This is a genomic window from Trinickia sp. Y13 (assembly GCF_029522115.1).
In the GTDB taxonomy this organism is placed as follows: domain Bacteria; phylum Pseudomonadota; class Gammaproteobacteria; order Burkholderiales; family Burkholderiaceae; genus Trinickia.
Genome location: NZ_JAKWFK010000016.1, coordinates 91,492 through 113,822, shown reverse-complemented (window position 1 = coordinate 113,822; position 22,331 = coordinate 91,492). Strand labels below are relative to the sequence as shown.

Here is a 22,331-nt window from a genome sequence, read left to right as displayed (position 1 = left end):
TCTCGTACTCGGCCAGCCGGACCGCAATCTCTTCCCGTTCCGGCTTGCCGCGAAGTAGCGGAGCGAGAGTTCGCTCGTTTCTGCGTTCGCCCCGCTTACCCTCGATGTTGGCCTTGCTGCGATTGCCCGGCGGCATGCTGCGGCTCGTGTTGAGGATGTGGTTGCGGCGCAGGCTCGGGGCGCGGTTGCGGTTGCGGGCGCGGCTGTTCGAAGTGGGGTTGCGGTTGCGGCTGCGGACGTGGCTGTTCGAAGTGGGGTTGCGGCCGCGGCTGCGGGCGCGGCTGTTCGAAGTGGGGTTGCGGTTGCGGCTGCGGGCGCGGCTGTTCGAAGTGGGGTTGCGGTTGCGGCTGCGGGCGCGGTTGTTCGAAGTGCGGTTGCGGTTGCGGCTGGGAGCGCGGTTGTTCGAAGTGGGGTTGCGGCTGTGGCTGCGGGCGCGGTTGCTCGACGTGCGGTTGCGGCTGTGGCTGCGCTTGCGGACGCGGTTGTTCGAAACGAGGCTGCGACGGGACTTGCACTTGCGCACCGTTCTCCGTGCGAGAGCCTGCTGCTTCACGCGGCTGCACTCGCGGCTGGGCGGCTTGCGGCTGCATGCGCTGCGGTTCGCCGTGCTGCATCGGCTGCACGGATCCCGGTAGCCCGCCCGTCGTCGCGCGCGGCTCGTTTGCAGGCGGGCGCTGCGTAACGGGGGTGTGCGGTTGGGTCCACGCCGGCGCGTGGCGCGCGCCGCCTTGCTGCGCACCATGCTCGGTTGCACCGTTCGCTGCGGGCGGCCGCGGCACGCCGTTGTTCGGCTGCACGCGCTCCATGGCGGCGGGCGCGTGCGGGGCGGGTTGCGGTTGCGCGCCTGCGGCTTCGCGTCGCGGCGCTTGGCGAGGATTCGCCTCGGGCCGCCGCTCGCTGCCGTTTCGGCCCGGCTCGGCAAGGTGTTGAGCGCCGGCCGCTGGCCCGTGTATCGGTGCGATGACCGGGGAATGCGAATCGACGACGTGCACGTTGCGTGGCATCGTCGCAGGCGTGCCCGCAGCGCCACGCCTCGCTTGCCCCATGAATTGCGCAGGCGCCGCCGGCCTGACGAGCGGTGCGCCCGCGCCCGGCACGCGACCGCCCGTTTGCGCGAGGTGCTCGGCCAAACGGTCTCGATAGATCGCCGGCGTGGCTGGTGCGTGGGTCGCGACGACGGGACGCGCGGCTAGAGTCTGCGGCGGATGGTAGGTTGCTGGCCGCAAGCCCGAGCGCATGCTTTCTCGCACTGGCGCGACGCCTGCCGCGCCAGGATTGATTCGCACGTTGCGACCCCATTGCGCTGGGTCGACGCGCTGCGCAAAGTGCGCCACGGGTTTGCCATGCACGAATGCCGTTGCCGGCACGGCCGTGACCGCGCCCGGAGCACGGTAGTTGACGTAGGTGTTGTGAATGTTCGTGATGTTGACGTTTTGATTTACGATGACCGTCTGATTCACGCGCTGGTAATAGCGCGGACTCCAGCCGCCCCATCCCGGGTGCCACACTTCGCCGGGACCGAGCGGGAACCATGCCAGCCCAGGGGTCGCAGCGCCCCCGATCGAGAGGCTGACGCTCCAGCCAAACCCACCGCCCCCGCCGCCGACGAACGCGACTAGCGCAGGCGCGTAGACCGGCGGCGCGCTGACGATGAGCGGCCCCGGCACCCAGCACCACGACGAATGCAGATACGCCCACCTTCCGTAGTGATAGGGCGCGAAGCCCCACGGCGCATCGTCGACCCAGGTCCATCCCCACGGTGCGATCCATGCCCAGTGGCCATCGTGATAGGGCGCCCACCCCGCGGGTTCTTCGTTCGGGACCCAGACGGCCCCGTACTGCGGATCCTCACTCCACGTCCCGTTGGCATCGAGGTCTTGATAACCAGGGATGTCGCGCGAGACATAGCGGGCCGACACCGAGCGGTCCTCGGCGGCGTCGCGACTGGCTGCCCACTCGTCGAAGGAATCGGGCGCCGGCGCTTGTGCGACCGATGCCTCTTGCAGGTTCGTCCCCGCAAACGTGATCTGCTGCCCCGCTTCGACTGGCACTTGCCCGTTGTCGCCATAGGCGGTCAGCGCGCCGCTACGCACCGTCACGGTCGTCGTGCTGCCGTCGGGCGCCACGTCTACTCGGTAATCGCCGGGGCGCATCACGCCGAGCGCAACGTTTGGCGTATCGATCTCGTACGACGAGCCGCTCGGCATCGACCGCACGCGCGTCGAGAGCGAACCTTGTGCAACCTTCAACTGCGCGTTCGTGTCGTCGAGGTTCATCACATCCAAGCTCGTCGACGGGCCGAGCCGCACGGCCGTCGAGCCGATGTGCAACTCGGAGCGCGCGTTGGCGTCGTTCCACAATTGATCGCCCGTGGTCAGCGGGCGGTTGATCGATGCATAAGACCAGTCGCTTGCGCCCGCCGGCTCCGTCGTCACCGTGCCGGCCGCATAGTTCAGACGAGCCACGCGGCCGGGCGGATCGGCCGACTGTGCGGCAGGTGCGGCGCCGGGGTAGGGGGCGGACTGTGCGAATGCGGTTCGCGCGGCGAACGCCAGCGGGGCGACGGCGATCAACGCGTAGGCGGCCGCGCGCCGGAAGGTCACGAGCGGGGAAGAGATTGCGGTGGTCATAGAGCGTCTCGTTTTGGTGCCGGATCGTACGCGGTACGTGACAGCACTGTAGCCCGACGGCGTGTATCAATGCGCTCTGTTTTGTAGCGTTGCGTTCCGCCCTGTAACGAAAAATGACGACCGTTGCGGCTACGCGGCGAGCAACGCCTCGAACCGCTCCCGGCCCATGGGCGTGATCCGCAACGCGCGCCGCCGCTCGGTTCGTTCCACCCACCGCTGCGCGCTCCACTGTGCGAGCAGTGCCGCACCGAGTGCGCCGGCGAGGTGCGCGCGCCGTTCGCTCCAATCGAGGCAGGTGCAGGCAAAGCGGCGTTTGCGGGCGCGCTGCGCACCGACGTCGATGCCCCATTGGGCCAGCATGGCCGCGCCGGATTCGGTGGCCGAAACGTCGCCGCCTTCTTCTACGAGCCAGCCTCTGTCCAGCAGATGGTCGAACACGCGGACGGCGAGTTCGCCGGCCATATGGTCGTAGCACGTGCGCGCATAACGCATTTCGAGCGGCACGGTGCGCGCGGCCACGGGCTTGGGCCGCGCAGACGCACTGGCTTGGGCCAAATGCGCGAGCCCTTCGATCGCGACGGCGATCTCGGCGTTGGCGATCCGGTAATAGCGATGGCGCCCGCGCACTTCGAGCGTCAAGAGGCCGCCCTCCGTCAGTTTGGCGAGGTGGCCGCTTGCGGCCGAAGGGGACAGCCCGGCAATCATCGTCAGTTCGCCGGCAGGCCGGGCGCTGCCGTCCATCAGCGACCAAAGCATGGCCGCGCGCCCGGGGTCGGCCAGCAGGGCGCCGATGCGCGATAGGCCCGGGAAGTGCGTGACGTCGCGCTCGGCGGCGGAAGGGGCGGTAGCCATGACATGTCCTCGTAACGTCGAACTGTGTAGGGTCGTACTTTAATCGTTCGTTGCATTCGATGTTTCAGCTTCGAACAAAACGTCGAATTCCGCCGGCTACGGTCGCGTCGTCCCCGCGCGCTAAAATGGCCTGATGCGCGGTTTGGTAGAGAGGGCTTCGATGAAAGCGTGGATGGCGGCCGTTCTGGCCGCATGGCTGGCTGTCGGCTGTGCCCAGCATGGGACGCCGACGCCGCACACCGGGGGTGGCAGCATCACGATGTACGGCACGCTCGATCAGGGCATCACGTTCCGCAAGTGACCGGCGGGCGCCGGAGGCCGAGGGACGGTGGCGGGGCGATGCTGTCGATGGCAGAAATTGATGCATCATTGTCCTTTCTGCCATTTCCGTTCGGGTGAGGATAGCGGTATCCATTCCTCATCTCGTCAAGGGTCACCGATGCATGTCACGCCATCCGCCGAATCGGATATCGAGCGCGCCGGCCGCCGCAATGCGCGCGTCCTCGCGCTTTGCCAAGCGCTTTATACGTCTTCGGTCTCCATCGACCTCACGCTGACCGGCCTCGTCGGATACACGCTCGCCGACGATAAGGCGCTTGCCACATTGCCGTTCTCGCTGATCACCGTGGCCGCTGCGCTCACGACGATCTTCGCGTCCTTCCTCATGGCGCGCATCGGCCGCCGGGCCGGTTTTGCGCTGGGGGCGGCAGTCGGCGCGGCCGGCGGCGCCATCTCGGTCCATGCGATCTTCATCCACAGCTTTTGGCTGTTTTGCTGCGGCACGGCCACGGTGGGCGTGTTCCAAGCGTTCGCCCAGTACTATCGACTCGCTGCCGCCGACGCGGTCGATGCGCCGTCGAAGGGGCGAGCCATCTCCACCGTGCTGACTGGGGGCGTGATCGCCGCGGTGCTCGGGCCGGCACTTGCGGCGTGGAGCCGAGACTGGCTCGCGCCGATCACGTTTGCGGGCTCTTACGCGCTCGTGACGTTGCTCGGAATCGGTTCGCTCGCCCTCGTGCTGTTTGCCTACCGCAACGTCGCGCCGCCGCACGCAAGCACCGTGCAGGCGGATGTCGACGATGCCAAAGCGCGCCCGCTTGCTCGAATCGTCACGCAACCGATCTTCATCGCCGCGCTCGCCAACAACGCGATCGGCTACATGGTCATGATGTTCGTGATGACGGCCACCCCGATCGCGGCGGTCGCATGCGGCCATACGATCGGCGATGGCGCGCGCATCATCCAATGGCACCTCGTCGGCATGTATGCGCCGTCGTTCTTCGCGGCTCGTTTGATCGCGCGATTCGGCGTGCTGCGTGTCATCGGCGCGGGCATCGTTTTGTCCGCGGCCTGCGGGGCCATTGCGCTAGCCGCTACCGATTTGCCGCACTTTTATGCGGCGCTCGCCTGTCTTGGCGTCGGCTGGAACTTCATGTTCGTGGGCGGCACGACGCTGCTCGCGCAATCGTATCGTTCGAGCGAGCGCGCAAAAACGCAGGCCACGAGCGAATTCACGACCTTTGCGTGCACCGCGCTCGCATCGCTCTGCGCAGGCCAGTTGCTCGCGCGTTTCGGTTGGCACGTCGTCAACGCCTCGATTTTCCCCGCGCTCGCGATCGCCGCGTGCGCGACGCTCGGCTATGCCTGGACGCGGGCACGCACGCCTGCGCCCGCCGCGGCCGGGGCATTGTAATTGGAACTGAGAGATTGCCCATGGCGCATTCGCCTTCGTTGATTGCTCCCTTGCTCGCCACGCCGGGCGTTCGTCAGATCGTATTCGCCGTGGCGCCGCATCTCGTGCTGCTCGACGCTTGCGGCCCGCTCGAGGCGTTCTGGCGCGCGGAACTGGAAATGCGCAATGCCCGCGGCAGCAAGGGTGACGAACCCGTCGCTTATAGAACGCGAGTCGCCTCTGTCGAAGGCGGCACGCTCGCCACGCATGTCGGTCTACCGATTGTCGTGGAGCGGCTCGATGCGCTGGAGGACGAAACGATCGATACGGTCATCGTCGCCGGCACGTTCGTGGCCGATCAAATGGTGCTCGACGAGAAGCTCGTGGCGTGGCTCGAGCGCTCGGCATCGCGCATCCGCCGCGTGTGCTCGGTTTGCGTCGGTGCGTTCTATCTGGGCGCGGCCGGCTTGCTCGAAGGCCGTCGCGCAACGACGCATTGGCGTAGCGTCGACGCGTTTGCCCGTTGCTTTCCCTCGGTCCAGGTCGATGCCGATCCGATCTTCGTGCGCGACGAGCGCGGCGGCCGCGCCGTATGGACATCGGCGGGCGTGACGGCGGGCATCGACTTGGCGCTTGCGCTGATCGAAGAGGACTTGGGCCATGCGGTCGCGATGCAAGCCGCGCGGCGCTTGGTGGTGTTCATGAAGCGGCCCGGCGGGCAGTCGCAGTTCAGCGCCGCGCTCGATGCGCAACACTGCGCGGGCGGCGAATTCGACGCGCTGCATGCGTGGATGGCGGCGAACCTGCATGCGGATTTATCGGTGGAGCGGCTCGCGGAGCGTGCGCGCATGTCGCCGCGCACGTTCGCGCGGCGCTATGTGGAAGCCGTGGGCCGCACGCCGGCGAAAACCGTCGAAGCGTTGCGCCTCGAAGCGGCCGCTCGTTCGCTCGCGCAATCGCGGCGGCCGATGAAACGGATCGCGCTCGATTGCGGCTTCGGCACCGAACAGAACCTGCGGCGTGCATTCCTTAGGCGGTTCGGAGTGCCGCCGTTCAACTATCGAGAGCGCTTCTCGTCGCTGAGCGCGGGGTGATCCATCGCGCGCGTGGCGAATATTGCGCCCGTATAATCGGCTCCATTCGTTCGTTTTTCTTCCCTTTTCTTGCCGCGCGAACGCGCCACCGGAGCCACGATGAGTACGCCCTCGACCCCCTTGGATCGTTCGGAAACCACTTTCCGCTTTCTTGCCGAGCCCACTTCCGTCAATTTCGGCGGCAAGGTGCATGGCGGCGCGCTGATGAAGTGGATCGACGAAACCGCCTACGCCTGCGCAGCGGTCTGGTCCGGGCGCTATTGCGTGACGGTGAGCGTCGGCAATATCCGCTTTCGCCGGCCGATTCTCGTGGGCAATCTCGTCGAATTGCGGGCGCGCGTCGTCGCAACGGGCCGCACGAGCATGCACATTCACGTGACCGTGCATGCGGGCGACCCCAAAAGCGGGCAGCTTCGTTTGACGACGGATTGCCTCGTCGTGTTCGTCGCCGTCGATGAAAACAACACGCCGATCCCCGTGCCGGCGTTCGTGCCACAAACCGACGAGCAAAAACGCGTGGCCAAGTACGCGATGGATGTGAAAACCGCGCTCGATGCGATCGTCGAGCTCAAGCCGGAAGAGATGGCGCAGGGGAAGATTTGAGGAAGGGCGGACGGGTGGTCCGCCATCTATCGATTTCATTTCTAGTTCAGCCGGCACGGGAATGTGACGAGTGCCGGCGGCTATAAACATGGCCGTCAGTTTTCTTGTGCCGCTACTAAGCCCCGGTGCACGGCAAATACCGCTTTTTGGTGTGCAAGCCTCAGACGGTGAACTTCGTCTCATGAAGAACGAACCCAAAAAGAGTCGTGCGATGTCACCAAACCTTGGTCGAATTTTCGAGAGCGGCTATGCGCAATACCTGCGGCTAGTTACGCTCGACACGTTTTATTTTTGTCAGGTTGGAAGGTCGCGATCGCTATCACGGTGATTCAGTTGTTAATTGCGTATTGGGAGGACGACGATGTGCAATCATGGCTGGAGAAGTGCGCCTTTCGTAAGCCTGCGAACCGCACACCGTGGTCAGCGGACAAGGAGCACGAAGAATTCGAGAGAGCGCTGAAGGGCGTTGGTCTTCACGCAGAGGGGCAAGCGGAATGACGAGGGAAGATTTAGTGGGTGGTGCGACGTTGTTGCGCGGCCGCATCGGCAATTTGCGCAAGACGCGCTGCCGTCGCGATTTTATTTTTACGTCGTCGGACCGGACAAAAATGGGCGCGACGGCTATAGCGGCAGGCTTGACCGGACTAGGTGGCGTGGCGGCCGGGCTGGGTGCAATGGCGATGGACACGACCGAGGAAGCGGATTTGATCGAGTTTGAAATCGACGGCGTACCGGTCAAAGCGTGGGTTTGGGTATCGGTGTTTGACGAGGGTGATGACGTGGAAGTTGTTGCTGAGCGCACTGGCGGAAACTGGGTGGGATATGGTATCCGCCGTACGCATGATCGGATCGTCGCATTGCATCCACATTGCAGCCGCGGTCGATTGGCACACTACCGCGCCGCCGCGCGCTGGTGGTTCAAGCTGACAGCGGCGCTTCTCACCTTTTTATACGTATTGATCGCAATTTTGGCTTGGTTCCAGTCAATGAACAATTGGGCAGGGCTCGCGCAAGCTGCAGCGTTGGGTGGTGTAGGGCTTGCCTCGATATTCGGTGCCATCGCGTATCGAATCTCGAAGAGATTCTTCGGTTTCGTACGCCTTGCCGAAGGCATCTTTCAGGTGTTCGGTTGGCCCGACGTCAAAAATATCGATCTCCCCGCGCTGACCAAAAAGGACAGGAAGCCGGGAGACCCCGGCGGTCTTGGCATCTTGCTTTTCCGATACTGAACGGGACCGATGAGCCAACGGTCGGTTTGTCCATCCCGTCGCAGTTATGTGGCGTGAGCAAGCCCCGTCTTGGAATACATCTGTGTGCAACGCCACAGGCGTCATATCGCCTTGAATGGAATTTACGTCCTGTCTGCTGCAGAGCCATGTCATAACACTCAAAGAATAAGAGAGGGTCTCAATGTCATCAGAACAACCCGTGATCGCCGATGTGTTGACCTGGCGCGCCGCATCGAAGCGAACCTCGCCGCGTCGGACGGCATTGATCGGCATTGCAGGAACGGTCGTCATGCTGCTCAACCTTGCGTTTCTTGGTGAACAGAATGAAAGATGAACCTATTCAGGGTAACGCAAAGCTATTGCGCGGCAGGATCCAGAAGCTGCGCAAGAGGCGGTGTCGCCGAGATTTTTTCTTCACTGCTAGTGACCGCGCAAGCATGGGTGAGACGGCTATCGCCGCAGGTTTGGCCGGGCTCGGCGGCATTGCGTCGGGGTTGGGTAGCATGGCGATGGACACTGCCGAGGAGGCGGATCTTGTCGAGTTCGAACTCGACGGCAAAGCGATTAGGGCTTGGTTGTGGATATCGGTGTTCCGAGAAGGGGATGACGTTGAACTCGTGGCCGAGCCCGAAGGCGACATTTGGATGGGCTACGGGATTCGACGGATCAGCGATCGTATCGTTGCACTGCATCCGCATTGTAGTCGGGGACGCTATGCGCACTACAAGGCGTCCTTTTCGTGGTTTGTGAAGATCGTCGGCTCGTTGCTGATTGCAAACTTCTTATTGGGCGCGATAGTCATGTATGCCAAATCGCTACCTCTGGCGGAGGCCATTCCGTTTCTACTTGTTTCTCTAGCAGCAAGTGTCGCCCTGGCACTGACCTATGGCGTCATTGCCTTTAGAGCGTCAATGCGCTTTATGGGATTTGTACGTCTCGCGGAGGGGATCTTTCGAGTTTTCGGCTGGCCGGATGTCCAAAACATCGACTTGCCGGCGATAACCAGGAAGAGCAAGAAGCCGGGAGACCCCGGGGCTCTTGGTATTCTGTTCTTTCGCTATTGAGCTAGAACGATGAGTGGTCGCCGGATTATTCTAGCCAACTATCAGCCCGCGGCAAGTGGGTCCAGGCCGCCTATCACTAACGGGACGGGCGTCAGCCGTTTTCGATGCCGAGGAGGCTCATTCGGCGCCCCTCGATGGTGGGCACCATGAGGTCCGAGGCCACTGGCGCCGCCCGCATTTTCGAATGCAGCCGCACGGCCCGCGTTCTTCCCTGCGCAAGGTAGCATTCATCGGTCCGGCGCTCGTTCCCCCGGACCGGCTCGGCATGACGTGACATGCCGAAAGCGGCCACCGGCTCTACCCGGCGCCTCACCCCGTCATCTGCTCCGGCTTGACCCATTCGTCGAACTGCGCCTCGGTCAGATACCCGAGCGCGAGCGCGGCTGCTTTGAGCGTGGTGCCTTCCTTATGCGCCTTCTTCGCGATCTGCGCGGCCTTGTCGTAGCCAATATGCGGATTGAGCGCGGTGACCAGCATCAGCGATTCGTTCAGCAACGTATCGATGCGCGTGCGATTCGGTTCGATGCCCACCGCGCAATGGTCGTTGAAGCTTTGCGCGCCGTCTGCTAGGAGTCGAATCGACTGCAGCACGTTGTGCGCGATCATCGGGCGAAATACGTTCAGCTCGAAGTTGCCGCTCGCGCCGCCCAAGTTGATCGCGACGTCGTTGCCGAACACCTGACAACACAACATCGTCACCGCTTCGGACTGCGTCGGGTTGACCTTGCCCGGCATGATCGAACTGCCCGGTTCGTTTTCCGGGATCGTGATTTCGCCCAAGCCGCAGCGCGGACCGCTGGCGAGCCAGCGTACGTCGTTGGCGATTTTCATCAGGCTGGCCGCGAGCGTCTTGAGCGCGCCATGCGCGAAAACGAGCGCATCTGCCGCCGCCATCACTTCGAATTTGTTCGGCGCGGTGATGAACGGCAATCCCGTCAAGCGGCCGATCGCCGCTGCGACGCGCTCTGCGAACTGCGGATGCGCGTTCAAGCCGGTGCCAACCGCCGTGCCGCCTTGCGCGAGTTCGTACAAATGTGGCAGCGCCGATTCGATGTGCGCGATGCCGTGCGACAACTGCGCCGCGTAACCGGAGAATTCTTGCCCGAGCGTGAGCGGCGTCGCATCCTGCAGATGCGTGCGGCCGATCTTGACGATGTCGGCAAATGCGCGAGATTTCGCTTCGAGCGTCGCCCGCAATGTTGCGAGCGCCGGCAGCAGATGCTTGACGATGCCGCTCGCTGCGGCTACATGCATCGCAGTTGGAAACACATCGTTCGACGACTGGCCGCGATTGACGTCGTCGTTCGGGTGAACCTTGCGCGCTTCGCCGCGCTCGCCGCCGAGCAGCTCGCTCGCACGGTTGGCGATGACCTCGTTCAGATTCATGTTCGTTTGTGTGCCCGATCCCGTCTGCCAGACAGCAAGCGGAAATTCTCCGGCGTGTAGACCGTCGATGATCTCGTCGGCCGCCTGCATGATCGCGCGCGCTTTGTCCTCGGGCAGCACGCCGAGTTCGAGGTTGACTTCGGCCGCCGCGCGCTTCACGAGCGCCAGCGCGGTGACGAGTTCGGGCGATTGTTTTTCCGTCGAAATCTTGAAGTTCTGCAACGAGCGTTGCGTTTGAGCGCCCCACAAGCGCGCGGCCGGCACGGCGATTTCGCCGAATGTGTCGCGCTCGATGCGATGGTCTTCGGTCATGGTGCTTGGACTCCGGTGCGGGAATGACATGGTTGAAGAGTTGGCTTGCCTCTTAGCGCCGCGGCCACGCGCAGCGCCTACGGCGGAGCCGCTACAGTTGCGAATCGATGGGCAGGAACAAGAATAGACCGGTGAGCAAATTCCGTACGAAACCGGCGTCGGGATCGAGCGACCACGTGCGCAAATATGGACCAGCGGCGCCGGGCGCTTCGCCAGTCCAGATGAGGCCCGAGACGGGCGCGCCCAGCGCGCGCAACTGCGCCTCTTCGCTTGGCGTGGCGAGCCGCACGTGATAGCTGACACTGGGTGACATCGACTGAACGATCAACTTGGCGACGGCATCCGCAAGGACCGGACTGTCGATGAACAGCGCGAGTTCGCTGTTCAGATGCGCGGAGCGCGGATCCAAGTTCAGCGAGCCGATCACGAGCGTGCGGCGATCGATGACGTAGGCCTTCGCGTGCAAACTGGCGCGAGACTGCGAGCCGGTGAAGAAGCGTGAGTTCTGCCGCTGCAGCGGCTGATATTCGTAAAGTTCGACACCGTTCTTCAGCAGCGGGATGCGATAAGGACTGTAGCCGGCTTGGACGGCGACGGCGTCGGTCGACGCCATGGAATTCGTTACGACGGCCACGCGCACGCCCCGATGCGTGAGGTCCGCGAGCAGCTTGACGCCTGCCTCGTGGGGCACGAAGTAAGGCGAAAGCAGCAGCACTTCGTGTTGCGCGTCACGCAGCAACTCGGCCAGCCGGTGCATGGGCGGGCTTCGGTAGCCGTCGTCGGGGGCGGTGACTTTGCTCGGCGAATCGACGCTGAAGGTCGCGTGCGCCCACACGAGGTTCATTTGCCCGTGCCCGATTTGCTCCGTGAGCGGAGCATCGCGCAGCGGCTTTGCGCCGACGGCCTCTGCTTGGCTGCGCCAATGCGCCCGGAGCGCTTCGCGGGCCGCATGCAGGTCGGTCTCGGCGAAGTGGTGCTTGTCGACCGCGCTGAGCGGATACGCGCCGGCGCTATTCCAGAACGCATCGAAGCTCTTGGATACCGCCTCGACGATCGGGCCGGCGGCGACCACGTCCAAATCGCGGAACTGCAGTTTGGGGCTTGCGCTGAAGTATTCGTCGCCAAGATTGCGCCCGCCGACGATCGCCACCTCGCCATCGGCGATCATCGCTTTGTTGTGCATGCGGTGAGTGAAGCGATCGAGCCGGGTAACGAACGTCTCCGTGCGCGCGAACACGCTCGAGCGCGCGCTGCCGAATGGATTGAAGACGCGCACTTCGATTTTCGGGTGCGTCGAGAGCGCCGCCATCAGCCGTTTGACGTCGTTGAAGTTCAGATCGTCGACGAGCATGCGCACTCGCACGCCGCGATCGGCGGCGTACAGCGCTGCCGCGAGCAGCAATCGGCCTGTGGTGTCTTCCGCGGCGATGTAGTACTGCAGATCGAGGGTCTTGGTGGCCGCGCGCGCTAGTGCAATCCGCATTTGCAGCGCGTCGGTGCCATCGGTGAGCAGACGAAAGCCCGATTGGCCGCCATGCGCGGCGACTAGCGGGGCGAGCGCCTGCCCGAGCGGGGTGGCGTCGGGATGTTCGAGCGCGTGCGACGCCGGGCGCTCGAGGGACGTGGCGGGCGGCAGGGTGGTGCAGGCGGCGAGGCACGCAGTTAGGACGAGCGCCACCCAGCGCGCTACGTCGAAGGCCGCTGTGCGCGAGGACGATCGCGGGCTCGCGGAAGGCGAGCTGGCGAACGAGCGGCGCAGCGAATGACGCGATGCGGCCCGAAGTCTCAGCCATGGCTCATAGAACACGTCGGACTCATCCTCTCTGGGGGGCGGACCGCGCCAGCGGACGCATGTACCGGCACCAATACGGGCATTTTATTGGAAGCCGACGCGGATTACCCGCTGCGCGTGCACACGGACAAGCGCTGGGGCTCGTCCGATGCGCGAGAGGCAAAAAAGGGCAAGAAGAGGCCCGCCGTGGGGGCGAGCCGAACACCCTGTCAGAAGAGTCGATGGTTTTCGTGGGCCCGTTGCGAGTCCCGTCCAACCAATAAAGGATGCTTTGGTTATCCCTCGTGTTATGGAAATCACATCGCATAGACGAGCCACTTTATGACGCTGCGAACGGCGGTCCGATGCCGAATTTTCCGTCGGATTTATGTAGAATACGTCACCGCTTTGAGCGGACGGCTGCACAGGCATCGATGAAGTCTGAAAACTTTAGGCTGAAGTGCCGCCTGCCGGTAAACAGAAATGTATGCGAATCTAGTATGGTCAAAGAAACACGCCGCCGAGAGATAATAATGCACGGAGTTTCAAGATCGCGAACGTCGGGTTCTGGCCGCGCTGGAAGAGCCGCAGCGCCCACTCTGCTCCCTACAAATTCCTGTCAGATGTGATGGCAGGCAACGCAGCGCGGTGATCCGTGAGAATGAACACCAGTCACTCCCAATTTATTTCGGAAACTGTGAATTAAAAAGGATATTGCGTGGCACAGCAACAAGAACAACTATCAAGAGTCGAGGGATGGGCCTATCCCTTCGCGTTGAAGACCACCAATACCACGGTTGCGGTGGAGGATTATCTAGCGGCACTAGCCACTGCCGAGGACGGCTTCTATCCGCTCGGGGCGAACGGTTTGTGGCACGGCGGTGTGCATTTTGACGCTCAGACGGCCGGAAGGTTCGAGCAAGATGGGGGCGTTAAATGCGTCGCCGATGGCGAGGTCGTTGCGTTTCGGCTGAACGCAAGGCTTCAACAAGTGACTTATCCGGATACCAGCAGGGCTGGCTATTCGAGTGGATTTACGCTGGTGCGCCACCGGCTAGTTCTCCCCCAGGTTCGTCAACACCCCGCCAATGGCAATGGCGGCAGCAGTAGTAACGGCCCGAATGCACCGGTTTTACCAACGCCCTCTGCGCCCGCCGAGGAGGTGCTGACGTTTTTTAGTCTGTACATGCACACGTTACCGCTGAACGGTTACGGGCCGCACGGCCCAGCGAGCACATTGCCGGCATACTACGGAGCGAGCGAGATATATACCGTCGGCTCGAAAGCGCTAGATCCGCGAATGGCGGCCGAAGGGCATTTCGACAAAACGGTGCTGGGCTTGCGCGTGCGTGCATCTTATTCCTCGCACGCCGCGATATTGGGATGGATCGCGCGCGGCACGAAGATCAAGATCGGACAAAAGCATGGAGCGTGGGGGAGAATTGAAAGCTTTGTATTAGGAGCGGTGCAGTCCTATCAGGAAGTTTCTGCAGTACCTGCGGCCGCTGCGACCGGCTGGGTATTCCTTGGACAATTGGACAGGGATGTTCAACCTTCGGCCGTGGACAGCATCTATATCCTACCAAAGCCTCATAAGATCGCGGCGGGCGAGATTGTCGCCCATATCGGTGAATATCAGCGGTTTACAGAGGCGAGAGCGCATCATACGTTGCCGCCCATGCAAGGTGAACGTCCGCTGCTCCATATCGAAGTTTTTACGGGAGAGGATATCCATGCGTTTATCACGCGCAGCCGCGCACGAGCGCAGCAACTCGATCCGAGATCGCGCAACCTCTTGTTGATTTCGAAGGGCGCAAAGCTGGTGCAGCCCTCGCTCCCCGATGCATCGATTCCCCACGGAACGACCATCAAGGACGCCCCAGATTCGCCGGACAGCGGGCCGTGGCGAAAGGTGGTGGTACTAAACGCTAACGGGCAATCGGTCAGCAATCAGGCGCTCTGGGTTGCGCGCTCAGAACCGAACGGCAGCGATGTGCGCCCGGCATGGAGCCAGTTTCCACTGAGAGTCCAAGCGGCAGCAGGTGCAGCCGCCGCGTGGGTGCGTGTGGTCAATACCGCTTCGGCGCAGCATTGCGTCGAAGCAGAGGGCAAGACTTGGTATGCGGTGAGTACCGCCGACGAGGAAAATGCGCAGGTCAATGGCTGGGTCTGCGACCATGGTCACCCGCTCGTCGAGCTAAAGAGTCCGTGGGATTGGCCGGGGTTTGATATTGTGAAGCTCGATACGACGGTTTCCGATATGTTCCAGCGCGCGCTGTTCCTTGCTGATAGTGGCACACCAGATGAGGTTGCGCGGTTCGAGGATTCGTTCAATAGCGCGCGCTCGGATGAGGCCATTCGCAAGCTGGAAGACGCGATTGACAGTCAGGAACAGCGCGACGGCAAAATCACCGCGCGCGAATTGCGCACGGCGCTTCGCAAACCGTGGCTCGCGGATCGTATCGATCATTTGATCGTAGCCTACGAAAGCGAGTGGGGCGGCGAGATGAGTAAATGGAATGCGCTCGATCCGCATATGCATGCAGGTCTGCCAGTATGGCAGTCTGAAAAGTCGCGGATTGAAACCCTGCGATATTGGTCTAGTATCAGCGGTGTGACGGGATGGCCGTCAAGTGCCAATGTCTACCATATACATCCCATCGGACTCGTAGGAAATTTCCTCAGTCCAGGCGCATGTGCATGTGGTTGCTGTCTGAATAACAAAATTCAGGTTGTGCGTTGGAACGGGCACTATGGCCCCTGCCACGGCGGTACCATGACGCTGGCTACCGCACCCGCATTTCAAACGATGCTGAGTAGCGGCGAATTGACGGCGAGCGAGCGACGCATTATCGCAGCGATGGCGCCGAACGAGGGTAAGCTCGATTCGGTTCAGGCTTACGATGATCAAGTCGTTACTGCGGGCGCCATGCAAAAAACAATGCGTGCAACAGACGGCGGCGGCGAATTGCCCAGACAGATCGCTGATTTTCGAGCTATGAATGAATCTGCATATCAAGAGCTATTTGCGCGATGTGGATGGACGGTGCAGGGCACGGGGGACAACGCACGCCTCTCTTTCAGTCATCCGGAGATCACTGGCGGCCAGGCCACAACAGGCCATGCACTGAGCGTCATAATTCGGCAGGGTTGTGACGAGCATACCAACCACCAATACCTTCCCAATCCTGCTATCGCAGCGCTTGCGCACGCGGTATCGGATCTGAGGTATCAAAAGCTTCAGATCAAGGACTTTGTCGACCGCCTACGGAAATATCTTGCGGCCAAGCCAACGCACTACGATTACACAATCTCGCAGTATTTTCAGGGGGACGTTGGGCGAGCGACGGTTCTCGACCACAGCGTCAACCGGCCTGCCTATGTGGCAGATGATTTAAAAAGATCACTCGATCGTTTGTTTGCTGCCTACCCCAATACGCCACGCAATCCCGATGATTGGGGAGCAGCGCGACCCCAACTCGAACGCGCTTTGGCCGACGACTATGGCACGACGCGGCGTATGTCGAGTACGAATGGGGTCTCAGTCGCCCCCGCTCGCTATCACCAACTAAGAGCAGCCCTGCAATGAACATTCGCACATTTTCCCGGATCGGCTTATTTGCCTGTGCAGTGCTCGCCGCACCCACCGCATGGTGCGGCGAGAAACCGCCCATGGTTGCCTTTTCCAATCATGCACGGCTCGTAATGTCGGTACCCGTACCTGCGAACCTGGTACACAACTTCGGCCAGGGTTGGACGCAGCTTGTTTTTGTTCGCCCCGATGGCGCAGCGGTTCGTCTCTTCTCGGAGGACCCACTTAGCGCCAATGGGGGCATCGTTTTTTCTGTCCCGCGTGACGACGCCGTGTCGGCAGACGGACGATATGTCGTTATCGACTTGGTCAGAAGTGGTGTGCTGGATGCCGGTGACGGCAAGCCAACAGTGACGGGGCGTCAGTACTGTCCCATCTTGGATACCGCGACCGGTTGCGTTGCACGAGATGACACCGGCGATGTCTGTGGCGGAAAGTGGGACGCAAAACAAAGCGCCTGGCTCGACGTAGTGGGCACGGGCGAGGCGCAGCCCATGACGACGCTGCCGCGGCCGACGGCAAAGGATATTTGGACGCAATATAGCAGCTCGAAAGCTGGCGGAATAAAGGGCTATCTGGACGTTGTCCATGGAATCGACAACCTTAAGGCATGCGATCCACCGACCGCGAACAATGCGCGCTATTACGCGGCAATTGAGAATGCTTTGGGGCCGGCTACGCATCCGCCGCGTCAAGCGATTCCCGCTGCCGGGACCGCATCGCAGAATCCAGAGCAGCCGCATCAGCAGCAGATATTGACCGTAAAATCAGAAAGGGCCTGGTTATATGCGGAGCCCTCTGTTGGTAGTAGCCACCGCGGCTATTTGATCAGAGGTGATCAAGTGGTTGTGATAGGCAACGACGATAGTGGTTGGCTTCACATTCGTTACGAGAGGGTAGGCAAACCGTCAATCGAAGCGTGGCTACAACAACGAGACGCGACTCAATAAGTGGACCGCTCCGATGCATGTTCGTTCGAACACAAATGGGTTTTCCAAACGGTCGGCGCCGACTCAACTAGGAAGTCCGCGAGGAAATGACGTCGACGCTGTCCGAGCGGAAAAATTCCAGCATCAAACTGACATACCCGAATTCAACGCAGCACGTCGTTGAATCAAGCCATTGCCACGCTGCGATCGGATGCTACACCGGTCTGCTACGGACCAGGCCGGTGGCGTGTTCGGCGCTCGAAGCGCAGCGTCATCAACACGGCGACGCTGGCCAAGCCCGCCGCCAATCCCCACCATAGCCCGCGCGGGCCGAGCCCGGCATGAAAAGCAAGCACATAGCCCGTGGGAAAGCCGACGCCCCAATAGCCGAAGGCAGCCGCCAGCATCGGGATGCGCGTGTCTTTGAGACCGCGCAGGCAGCCCGAGCCGATCGTCTGCATGCCATCGACGATTTGGAAAACGGCTGCGACGCCGAGCAACGAGGCCGCGATCGAGATCGTTTGTGCATTGGCGGGATCGTCCAAGCGCAGGTAGAGGCCGATGATGGCGCGCGGCGCGAGGATGAACAGCAACCCGGTCATCGACATATAGACGACGCCGAGCGCGAGCGCGACGAAACCCGCATGACGCGCGGCGACGCGATCGCCTGCGCCCATCCAATAGCCGACGCGCACGTTGGCGGCCTGCCCGATCGCGAGCGGCACCATGAAAGTGACGGAGCTCACGCTCATCGCCACTTGATGCGCGGCGAGCGGCTTTTCTCCGATCAAACCGATGAACAGGCCCGTGCAGAGAAACAACATCGATTCGACGCCGTAGGTGATCGCGACGGGCCAGCCGATCGCGAACAGTTCGCCCATGAGTGGCATCGTCGGCCGTTTCGCGGTCACGAAATGCCGGAAACGCGGCCGCCCGTGCAGCAGCGCGACAAGTGTGATGGTAGTGAGCCAGATCGTGATCGTGGTGGCCATAGCCGAGCCGAGCATGCCGAGCCTAGGCAGGCCGTGGACACCGTGGATGAGCCCGTAGTTGAGCAGGCCGTTGAACACGACGCCGACGAGCGAGACCCCGAGCAAGCGCTTGGCCGCGCCTATGGCCGGCAAAAACGCGCGCATCATGCCGATGCCGATCAAGCTGCCGAGCGAGGCGAAGCGCAGCACGCCCGTGTAGGCCGCGACGTCGCGCGCCAGACGAGGCGGCTCGCCGAAGGCGAGCAAGATAGGCTCGGTGTACGACAGGAGCAGGAACGCCGGCACGGCGAGCAGCACCGATAGGGCGAGCCCCGTCCAATAAATATGCGGCACGCGATGCTCGGCTTGGGCCCCGCGCGCATTGGCCACGGTCACGCTCACGGAACTGAGCACGCCTTGCAGCAGCGTGACGATGACGAAGAACATGCCTGCGCCGAGGCCGCCGGCGGCGAGCGCGTCGGCGCTCAGCGAGCCGAGCAGGATCGTGTCGGTGACGCCCATCGCCATCTGCGACAGTTGTGCGATGGCAAGCGGCGCAGCGAGGCGTGCGGTGTCGGCGGCGTGGCGCGACAGCGGCGGCGGGGGCGACTTGGCGGCGGCCCCGGAAACGGCAGATTCGGACATGGCGAGGCGATCGAGGCGCAGCGGGCGTGTCGGCGCACAATGCGCGCGGCCCATGTTGTTTTCGTCGGAAAGAAAGAGCTTATTGCTTCCGCGCGCGGCTGTCGATGACGCAAGTTCGTGGATTTCTCACGCACCGGCGGCAACGCTTCGGTGCGCTTGGCGGAACCGGCCGAGTTTCAGCCGGGCTCGTGAACAGCGATGCGCGTATCGCCGAGCATGACGACTTGGCCCGCGCGAATCTTGCAGGTCTTTCGCAACTCGACGCGGCCGTCGACGGTGACTTCGCCAGAAGCGACGAGCACCTTCGCCGCGCCGCCGCTGTCCGCCAGGCCCATGAGCTTGAGCAGATTGTGCAGTTCGACGTGATCGCCTGTGAGCGTGAAATTGAGATTGGCCATGGTGATAGCCGGCGTGCGGCAAATGAGCGACTAGGGCAGGCATCATAAGTCACTGGGCGGCCGGGAGCGAAGCGAAAGCCGCGTATTTCGTCGATGCCGCCCTTTGTTCAGGACTTGCACGGCACATATGTATGCCTATACAGTACGCATGGCCGCCGCCGTCGCTTTTGAGATATTGCGGCGCTCACCGCACTGCCTAGTGGTTTTGACGATGCATGATCGCGCCGTGTCCTCGATATCTACCGCCGTCCTATCCGGTTCGTCCCAAGCGCACGCGCCTTATCTCGACAAGCTCAACGACGCCCAGCGCGCGGCGGTCGAGTACGGCGTGGGCGAGCGTGCGAGTCCCGGCGGCCCGCTGCTCGTGATCGCCGGCGCGGGCTCGGGCAAGACCAATACGCTCGCGCACCGGGTCGCGCATCTGCTCGTCAAGGGCGCCGATCCGAGGCGGCTGTTGCTGCTCACGTTCTCGCGCCGCGCGGCGCAAGACATGACCCGGCGCGCGACGCGCATCGCCGCGCAAGCGCTCGGCACGCGCGCCGACTTGGCGCAGGCCCTGACATGGAGCGGGACCTTTCACAGCGTCGGGGCGAGACTGCTGCGCGAATACGCAGAAGCGATCGGGCTCTCTCCCGTTTTCACGATCAACGATCGGGAAGACTGCGCGGATTTGCTCAATGTCGTGCGGCACGAACTCGGGCTGTCGGCGAAGGAACGGCGCTTCCCCGTGAAGGGCACGTGTCTCGCCATTTATTCGCGTGTCGTCAATACAGGCGCCACGCTCGCGCAGGTGCTGGAACACGCGTTTCCGTGGTGCCGCGAATGGGAGCGCGATCTGCGCGCGCTCTTTGCCGCTTACGTCGCCGCGAAACAAACGCAGAACATTCTCGATTACGACGATTTGCTGCTGTATTGGTCGCGCATGGCGTCGGAGCCGGCGATCGCCTCGGACCTCGGGCAGCGCTTCGATCACGTGCTCGTCGACGAATACCAAGACACGAACCGCTTGCAGGCCGCGATCCTATTCGCGATGAAGCCCGAGGGGCGCGGGCTTACCGTTGTGGGCGACGACGCCCAATCGATTTACTCGTTTCGCGGCGCAACCGTGCGTAACATTCTCGATTTCCCGTTCCAATTCGAGCCGAATGCCGAGCGCGTGACGTTGGAGCGCAATTACCGCTCCACTGCGCCGATCTTGGCGGCCTCGAACGCCGTGATCGGTTTGGCTGCAGAGCGCTTCACGAAGGACTTATGGACCGATAAACCCGGCGCGCAGCGGCCGCGGCTCGTATCGGTGGCGGGGGAGATCGAGCAGGCGCGCTACGTCGTGGAAGCGGTGCTGGAGGCGCGCGAAGCGGGGATGAAGCTCAAGGCTCAGGCGGTTCTGTTTCGGGCCGCGCACCATAGCGCTGCACTGGAGATCGAGCTCGCTCGGCGCAACATTCCGTTCGTCAAGTTCGGCGGGCTGCGTTTTCTCGATTCGGTGCACGTGAAGGATGTGCTCGCGGTGCTGCGCTGGGCGCAAAACCCGCGCGACCGGGTGGCCGGCTTTCGCGTTCTGCAACTCATGCCTGGCGTGGGGCCGGCGACGGCCGCCCGTGTGCTCGACGCCGTGGCTGCGGCGGGCGAACTGCCGGCCCCGTTGCTCGCCTACGATCCGCCGGCGCGCGCCCACGCCGAATGGCCGGACTTCGCGCTGCTGATGGGAGAGATCGGCGCGTTGCGCACGCCCTGGCCGGCCGAATTCGAGCAAGTGCGGCGGTGGTACGAGCCGCATCTCGAGCGCAATCACGATGACGCCGCCATGCGCCACGCCGATATCCTGCAGATGGAGAGCCTGGCCGCGACCTTTTCTTCGCGCGAGCGTTTCTTGACCGAGTTGACGCTCGATCCGCCCGATGCGACGAGCGGCGAGGCCGGTGTGCCGCTCGTGGACGAGGATTACCTGATCCTCTCGACGATCCATTCGGCCAAGGGCCAAGAATGGCGCAACGTGTTCGTGCTGAACGGCGTCGACGGCTGCATTCCGTCCGACTTAGGTACGGGAAGCCAAGAGGAAATCGACGAAGAGCGCCGCTTGCTTTACGTGGCGATGACCAGAGCGAAGGAAGATCTGCATATCGTTGTGCCCCAGCGGTTTTACGTCCACAACCAAAGCGCGCAGGGGGATCGGCACGTCTGGGCCTCGCGCACGCGGTTCATTCCCGCGTCGCTGCTTCCGCTGTTCGACGTGCACGCATGGCCGCGGGTCGCGCCCGCAGCGCCGCCGACCGCGACTGGGCTCGCGGCCGCTGCGAAGGCGCGCGTCGACATTGCCGCGCAACTGAAGGCGATGTGGGACTGACTTCGGGCTCGGGCGGCCCTGGGGGCTGTGGTGGCTGTGTAGTGGCTCTAGCGCGGCCGGCGCGGCTCGACGCGAGGCTGAGCGGGCCGGGCGGGCGGCATGAAGAAGTTGCGCATCCAGGCTGCCATGCGCGTGAAGATATCGTACGGCTCTTCGACGAAAATCTCGGGCTTGAGCAAACGCATGTACTCCATGATCTGCTGCGCTTCCTGCTTTTGGAACGAACCGTGCGCAAGGCCGAGCCTGAGCAGGCCGCGTAGTTCGCCGAGTTTTTCCCGCGCCGTGCTGCCGATGCTCGTCTCGCAGGCAATCTTCGCCTCGTACACGCGCTGACGCAGCGATTCGGCCAGCCGCCAAGCCGGCGTCTGCATTTTCTCTTCGAGCGATTGAATGTCGCGCGCCGTCGACTTGATCTGTGCGGCGAGCGGATCGACCAATTCTGCCTCGCCGCCGGCTTCCTTGACGATGGCCGACGCCCAGTCTCTCGCCGCTTTGGCGAGCTCGTCCGGCGTCCACTCCGAGCGCACGGCGAAGCTGAAGCCGAATTCCTCGGCTTGGCGCATGAGGATGGCGACGACGTCCGGAAATTCCTTTTCGAGCGTGCGCTTGGCCCACGCGTACTGACCTCCCTGCAACATCCGCTGCACGGCGTGTTCGGTCAACGGCACCATGTTGTCGAGCAGCTTGGCGCGCAGGAAGTCTTCGAACGAGGGCGTCGCGAACTGTGGGTCGAGCTTGAGCGACACGCGCACGAAGGCCTCGAAGTCCTTGTGCAGCGAAGAGATCGTCTCGTCTCGAAGAGAAAGGGTGATTTGACCCATGGCTTGTCCTGATCGCTC

Annotated in this window: 17 protein-coding genes; 10 read left to right on the top strand and 7 right to left on the bottom strand. The window is 62.8% G+C overall.

Features of this window, described 5'->3' with window-relative positions:
• Nucleotides 1–95 precede the first annotated feature (95 nt).
• Nucleotides 96–2,630, bottom strand: a complete 2,535-nt coding sequence (locus tag MMB74_RS23210) for a DUF6600 domain-containing protein (RefSeq protein ID WP_277431003.1) — start codon at nt 2,628–2,630, stop codon at nt 96–98.
• 129 nt (nt 2,631–2,759) lie between these two features.
• The gene (locus MMB74_RS23205; RefSeq protein WP_277431002.1) at nt 2,760–3,482 is read right to left on the bottom strand and encodes a helix-turn-helix transcriptional regulator; all 723 of its coding nucleotides are present in this window, start codon (nt 3,480–3,482) and stop codon (nt 2,760–2,762) included.
• Between the two features lie 160 nt (nt 3,483–3,642).
• Between MMB74_RS23205 and MMB74_RS23200 the strand changes: the two genes are divergently transcribed.
• The 7 genes from MMB74_RS23200 to MMB74_RS23170 all read left to right on the top strand — a co-directional run bounded on the left by MMB74_RS23200 (nt 3,643) and on the right by MMB74_RS23170 (nt 9,144).
• Complete coding sequence (locus MMB74_RS23200; protein ID WP_277431001.1) at nt 3,643–3,783, top strand: hypothetical protein; 141 nt, start codon at nt 3,643–3,645, stop codon at nt 3,781–3,783.
• Nucleotides 3,784–3,921: 138 nt separating this feature from the next.
• The gene (locus tag MMB74_RS23195) at nt 3,922–5,175 is read left to right on the top strand and encodes an MFS transporter (RefSeq protein ID WP_277431000.1); all 1,254 of its coding nucleotides are present in this window, start codon (nt 3,922–3,924) and stop codon (nt 5,173–5,175) included.
• 20 nt (nt 5,176–5,195) lie between these two features.
• Nucleotides 5,196–6,248: a helix-turn-helix domain-containing protein gene (locus tag MMB74_RS23190; protein ID WP_277430999.1), complete on the top strand. Its 1,053-nt coding sequence runs from the start codon at nt 5,196–5,198 to the stop codon at nt 6,246–6,248.
• A 99-nt stretch (nt 6,249–6,347) separates the two neighbouring features.
• A complete protein-coding gene (locus MMB74_RS23185; RefSeq protein ID WP_277430998.1) occupies nt 6,348–6,851 on the top strand; it encodes an acyl-CoA thioesterase in 504 nt (167 codons plus the stop codon).
• Nucleotides 6,852–7,345: 494 nt separating this feature from the next.
• Nucleotides 7,346–8,080 (top strand): putative type VI secretion system effector, encoded by a 735-nt coding sequence (locus MMB74_RS23180; RefSeq protein ID WP_277430997.1) that lies wholly within the window; start codon nt 7,346–7,348, stop codon nt 8,078–8,080.
• A gap of 199 nt (nt 8,081–8,279) precedes the next feature.
• Nucleotides 8,280–8,414, top strand: coding sequence for a hypothetical protein (locus MMB74_RS23175; protein ID WP_277430996.1), 135 nt, complete (start codon nt 8,280–8,282; stop codon nt 8,412–8,414).
• Nucleotides 8,404–9,144 carry a putative type VI secretion system effector gene (locus MMB74_RS23170; protein WP_277430995.1) on the top strand — a complete coding sequence of 247 codons (741 nt, stop codon included), beginning with the start codon at nt 8,404–8,406 and terminating at the stop codon, nt 9,142–9,144. Before MMB74_RS23175 ends, MMB74_RS23170 begins: the two co-directional genes overlap by 11 nt.
• Before the next feature lie 309 nt (nt 9,145–9,453).
• On the opposite strand, the gene fumC is transcribed toward MMB74_RS23170, so the two are convergent.
• A complete protein-coding gene (gene fumC / locus MMB74_RS23165; protein ID WP_277430994.1) occupies nt 9,454–10,842 on the bottom strand; it encodes a class II fumarate hydratase in 1,389 nt (462 codons plus the stop codon).
• Nucleotides 10,843–10,933: 91 nt separating this feature from the next.
• Nucleotides 10,934–12,520 (bottom strand): phospholipase D family protein, encoded by a 1,587-nt coding sequence (locus MMB74_RS23160; protein ID WP_277431035.1) that lies wholly within the window; start codon nt 12,518–12,520, stop codon nt 10,934–10,936.
• Nucleotides 12,521–13,331: 811 nt separating this feature from the next.
• Between MMB74_RS23160 and MMB74_RS23155 the strand changes: the two genes are divergently transcribed.
• Both MMB74_RS23155 and MMB74_RS23150 read left to right on the top strand, forming a co-directional pair.
• Nucleotides 13,332–16,202, top strand: a complete 2,871-nt coding sequence (locus MMB74_RS23155) for a hypothetical protein (protein ID WP_277430993.1) — start codon at nt 13,332–13,334, stop codon at nt 16,200–16,202.
• Entirely contained in the window at nt 16,199–17,155 is a 957-nt protein-coding gene (locus MMB74_RS23150) for a hypothetical protein (RefSeq protein WP_277430992.1), read from the top strand. The genes MMB74_RS23155 and MMB74_RS23150 overlap by 4 nt, the downstream gene beginning before the upstream one ends.
• 206 nt (nt 17,156–17,361) lie before the next feature.
• Here the strand turns inward: MMB74_RS23150 and MMB74_RS23145 are convergent, their stop codons facing one another.
• The gene (locus MMB74_RS23145; protein ID WP_277430991.1) at nt 17,362–18,750 is read right to left on the bottom strand and encodes an MATE family efflux transporter; all 1,389 of its coding nucleotides are present in this window, start codon (nt 18,748–18,750) and stop codon (nt 17,362–17,364) included.
• Between the two features lie 176 nt (nt 18,751–18,926).
• Nucleotides 18,927–19,148 (bottom strand): RNA-binding S4 domain-containing protein, encoded by a 222-nt coding sequence (locus MMB74_RS23140; RefSeq protein WP_277430990.1) that lies wholly within the window; start codon nt 19,146–19,148, stop codon nt 18,927–18,929.
• A gap of 211 nt (nt 19,149–19,359) precedes the next feature.
• On the opposite strand from MMB74_RS23140, the gene MMB74_RS23135 reads away from it, so the two are divergent.
• Nucleotides 19,360–21,492 (top strand): ATP-dependent helicase, encoded by a 2,133-nt coding sequence (locus MMB74_RS23135; RefSeq protein WP_277430989.1) that lies wholly within the window; start codon nt 19,360–19,362, stop codon nt 21,490–21,492.
• A gap of 47 nt (nt 21,493–21,539) precedes the next feature.
• Here the strand turns inward: MMB74_RS23135 and MMB74_RS23130 are convergent, their stop codons facing one another.
• The gene (locus tag MMB74_RS23130; protein WP_277430988.1) at nt 21,540–22,313 is read right to left on the bottom strand and encodes a DUF4088 family protein; all 774 of its coding nucleotides are present in this window, start codon (nt 22,311–22,313) and stop codon (nt 21,540–21,542) included.
• Nucleotides 22,314–22,331 lie beyond the last annotated feature (18 nt).

What these genes read in the sequence shown, in the direction of transcription:
- MMB74_RS23170 (WP_277430995.1), top strand. Translation starts at nt 8,404, where the DNA reads ATGAAAGATGAACCTATTCAGGGTAACGCAAAGCTATTGCGCGGCAGG.
- MMB74_RS23200 (WP_277431001.1), top strand. Translation starts at nt 3,643, where the DNA reads ATGAAAGCGTGGATGGCGGCCGTTCTGGCCGCATGGCTGGCTGTCGGC.
- MMB74_RS23130 (WP_277430988.1), bottom strand. Translation starts at nt 22,313, where the DNA reads ATGGGTCAAATCACCCTTTCTCTTCGAGACGAGACGATCTCTTCGCTG.
- MMB74_RS23180 (WP_277430997.1), top strand. Translation starts at nt 7,346, where the DNA reads ATGACGAGGGAAGATTTAGTGGGTGGTGCGACGTTGTTGCGCGGCCGC.
- MMB74_RS23210 (WP_277431003.1), bottom strand. Translation starts at nt 2,630, where the DNA reads ATGACCACCGCAATCTCTTCCCCGCTCGTGACCTTCCGGCGCGCGGCC.
- MMB74_RS23150 (WP_277430992.1), top strand. Translation starts at nt 16,199, where the DNA reads ATGAACATTCGCACATTTTCCCGGATCGGCTTATTTGCCTGTGCAGTG.
- MMB74_RS23205 (WP_277431002.1), bottom strand. Translation starts at nt 3,482, where the DNA reads ATGGCTACCGCCCCTTCCGCCGCCGAGCGCGACGTCACGCACTTCCCG.
- MMB74_RS23140 (WP_277430990.1), bottom strand. Translation starts at nt 19,148, where the DNA reads ATGGCCAATCTCAATTTCACGCTCACAGGCGATCACGTCGAACTGCAC.
- fumC (WP_277430994.1), bottom strand. Translation starts at nt 10,842, where the DNA reads ATGACCGAAGACCATCGCATCGAGCGCGACACATTCGGCGAAATCGCC.
- MMB74_RS23195 (WP_277431000.1), top strand. Translation starts at nt 3,922, where the DNA reads ATGCATGTCACGCCATCCGCCGAATCGGATATCGAGCGCGCCGGCCGC.
- MMB74_RS23145 (WP_277430991.1), bottom strand. Translation starts at nt 18,750, where the DNA reads ATGTCCGAATCTGCCGTTTCCGGGGCCGCCGCCAAGTCGCCCCCGCCG.
- MMB74_RS23135 (WP_277430989.1), top strand. Translation starts at nt 19,360, where the DNA reads ATGCATGATCGCGCCGTGTCCTCGATATCTACCGCCGTCCTATCCGGT.
- MMB74_RS23185 (WP_277430998.1), top strand. Translation starts at nt 6,348, where the DNA reads ATGAGTACGCCCTCGACCCCCTTGGATCGTTCGGAAACCACTTTCCGC.
- MMB74_RS23190 (WP_277430999.1), top strand. Translation starts at nt 5,196, where the DNA reads ATGGCGCATTCGCCTTCGTTGATTGCTCCCTTGCTCGCCACGCCGGGC.